We start from the raw sequence: 3,246 nt of genomic DNA, 5'->3' as shown, positions 1-3,246 counted from the left end.
GAATCAAACTATTGAAATTATAGAAGAGAAACTAGAGGAAATAAATAAATTTTTAATCGATTTTGATAAAAAAAATACAAGAGTAATATTTACAGGTGCAGGAACTTCCGAATTTGTAGGAAATAGTATCGTAGACTACTTAAATAAAAAAAGTGAATTTAAAATAGAAAGTATAGCTACTACAGATATAGTCTCTAATCCAGAGCTTTACCTAAATAAAGATGAAACTATTATTTTGGTCTCTTGTGCAAGGTCTGGAAATAGCCCTGAAAGTGTAGCTACTGTAAATTTAGCAGATAATTTAGTTAAAAATATTTTTCATATCTTTCTGACTTGTAATGAGGAAGGACATCTTGCAAAATACTCTGAAAACAAAAAAAATATATTGTTGATCTTAATGCCTGAAAAATCTAATGATAAAGGTTTTGCAATGACCGGAAGTTTTACATGTATGTCTCTTGCAGGAATCTGCTTATTTAGTTTAGAAGAAATCGAAGCATTAAAAAATAATATCATAGCAATATCTTCAACAGTCGAAAAAAAATTCTCAGATATATTTGAAATTATGAATAAAATTACAGATACAGAAACTAAAAGGATAGTTTGTTTAGGAGACGGTACTCTAAAAGGAACTGCGCAAGAAGCTTCATTAAAAATCCTTGAACTATCTTCTGGATATGTATCAGTTAATTTTGATTCCTCATTAGGATTCAGACACGGACCAAAATCAGTAATAACAGATGAAACTTTAATTGTAATGTTTATGTCTAACAATAACTACACAAGGAAATATCAATTAGATCTATTGAATGAATTAAAAAAAGATGGAGGAGAGAAAAAAGTATTAGTTATAGACAATCAATTAAATTCAGAAATTGAACCTAATTCCGACCATTACTTTACATATTCTAATGAAAAGATGAGTGAATTGAATGATGTCTTCTCTGGTTTTGGATATATTTATATTATTCAAATATATGCTTTTTTAAAGGCATTAAAATTAGACATAAATCCCGATAATCCATGTCCAACTGGTGAAGTGAATAGAGTAGTTCAAGGAGTTATTTTACACGATTACAAAAATTAATTTATCTGGCCAAAATTAAAATCAATTTAAATATATAGTAGGGTTACAAGATCCTAAAAAACTAGGAGGAAGTTATGTTATTTTCAGTAAAACAAATGTTACTTGATGCACAAAAAGGAAGATATGCAGTACCTGCATTTAACGTACATAATTTAGAAACAATTCAAACCGTCGTGGAAGCAGCAGTAGAATTAAACTCACCAGTCATCGTGGCTGCGACTCCAGGAACTATGAAATATGCTGGAGAGGATTTTTTTATAAAAATAGTAGAACATTGTGCCAATAAATATGATATTCCTATTGCTATGCATCTAGATCACCATGAAGATATCGATGCCATCAAAAGAGCTATTCAAATTGGAACAAATTCAGTTATGATCGATGCGTCTCATTGTGATTTTGATGAAAATATAAAAAAGGTTAAAGAAGTAGTAGACTATGCCCATAAATATGGTATTACAGTTGAAGGAGAATTAGGAATTTTGGGGGGGATTGAAGACGATTTAGAGGTCGATGCAAAAGATGCTCTTTATACAAACCCCGCTCAAGCAAGAGAATATATTGAAAAAACAGGCATTGATTCTTTGGCAGTAGCCATTGGAACAGCTCACGGTGTCTATGCAAAAGAACCAAATTTAGATTTTGAAAGATTAGCCGAAATTAAAGCAGTTGTAGACATCCCACTGGTACTTCACGGAGCTTCTGGAGTCCCTGCTGAACAAGTGAGAAGAGCGATTGAATTGGGAATCTGTAAAGTAAACATAGCTACGGAATTAAAAATGCCATTTGCAGAAAAAGTAAGAGAAGTTTTAAATAATAATCCTAATGAAAGTGATCCAAGAAAATATCTGACTCCTGCAAAAAAAGTAATGAAAGAGGTCGCTATGAAGAAAATTTTAATGTGTGGAAGTGAAGGAAAAGCAAATATATAAAATATCATAAAAAAAGGAGGTGTTTTTATAAAACACCTCTATTTAATAAATGAAAAGAGGTAGTATATGAGAATATTAACAGTTACTCTAAACCCAGCAGTAGATACAAGATATCAAATTGATAAATTGCAACTTAATGGAGTAAATAGAGTGAACCAAAAAACAGAAACTCCTGGTGGAAAGGGTCTCAATGTATCGAATGTTTTAAATAAACTAGGAGTAGATATAATTGCTACAGGTTTATTAGGTGGAAGCCGTGGAGCTTTTATAAAAACTAAACTAGATGAAAGAGGAATTCTCCATAATTTTTTAGAAGTGAAGGAAGAAACTAGAACCTGCATGGCTATAATTGATGAAGATAAAAAAATAACTGAAATATTAGAAGTCGGGAAAAAGATTTCTCAGTATGAAATTAATGATTTTTTAAAAAAATATGAAATTTTATTGGGAAATGTAGATATTATAGATATCTCTGGAAGTCTTCCTCAAGGAGTTCCTTTAAATTTTTACCGTATTCTCATTGAAAAAGCCGTAAATCGTGGGAAAAAAGTTATTTTAGATACCAGTGGTGAACCTTTAAAAGAAGGAATTAAAGGAAATCCATATCTAATAAAGCCTAACATAGATGAAATGGAATATTTACTGGGGAAAAAAATAGAAAATATTGATGAAATCATAGAATGTGCAAAACAAATAATCAGTCACGGTGTTTCTAATGTTATGGTAACCTTAGGAGAAGATGGTGGTTTACTTATCAATAAAAAATCTATCTATATAGGGCATATTCCTAAAATAAAAGTAGAAAATACAGTGGGTTCTGGTGACTCATCCATTGCCGGATTTATTTATGGATTATCTCAAGATTTAAGTCTTGACAAAAGTTTTAAATATGCTTTGGCATGTGGAACTTCTAATGCAATGTTAAAAAATACCGGAGATATAGTTATTGAAGATGTAGAAAAACTTATAACTGAAATTAAAATCAAAACAACAACAAAATGATTATCTAAAGGGTGTTTTATCAATTATACTCAAGAAGAGGCTTAAGATCCTATTAAAAGACTACTTTTGTATTAAATAAAATTCACTTTTTTATACTGTAACCTGTAGACTAGACACTAGAAAAAAAGAGTGTCAAAATCTACAGGTTTTTTGTATACTTAAAAATAAAGATCAAGGAGTTCCCAATGTCTAAAAAATTATTCACTGAAAAGGAAATTAAAATAC

3 protein-coding genes are annotated in these 3,246 nt (G+C 30.2%); all 3 read left to right on the top strand.

What is annotated here, in order from left to right:
* Positions 1-1,087 (top strand): SIS domain-containing protein (locus WBG30_RS15075; RefSeq protein ID WP_424505476.1); only part of this gene is annotated, 1,087 nt, incomplete at its 5' end.
* A gap of 74 nt (positions 1,088-1,161) precedes the next feature.
* Positions 1,162-2,019 (top strand): class II fructose-1,6-bisphosphate aldolase, encoded by an 858-nt coding sequence (gene fba / locus WBG30_RS15070; RefSeq protein ID WP_424505475.1) that lies wholly within the window; start codon positions 1,162-1,164, stop codon positions 2,017-2,019.
* A gap of 66 nt (positions 2,020-2,085) precedes the next feature.
* Complete coding sequence (pfkB, locus tag WBG30_RS15065) at positions 2,086-3,021, top strand: 1-phosphofructokinase (protein WP_424505474.1); 936 nt, start codon at positions 2,086-2,088, stop codon at positions 3,019-3,021.
* The last annotated feature ends 225 nt before the right edge of the window (positions 3,022-3,246 follow it).

It is taken from the genome of Psychrilyobacter sp., assembly GCF_049671765.1.
Classification (GTDB): domain Bacteria; phylum Fusobacteriota; class Fusobacteriia; order Fusobacteriales; family Fusobacteriaceae; genus Psychrilyobacter.
This window is presented reverse-complemented; position numbering and strand designations above follow the sequence as displayed.

What these genes read in the sequence shown, in the direction of transcription:
- fba (WP_424505475.1), top strand. Translation starts at nt 1,162, where the DNA reads ATGTTATTTTCAGTAAAACAAATGTTACTTGATGCACAAAAAGGAAGA.
- pfkB (WP_424505474.1), top strand. Translation starts at nt 2,086, where the DNA reads ATGAGAATATTAACAGTTACTCTAAACCCAGCAGTAGATACAAGATAT.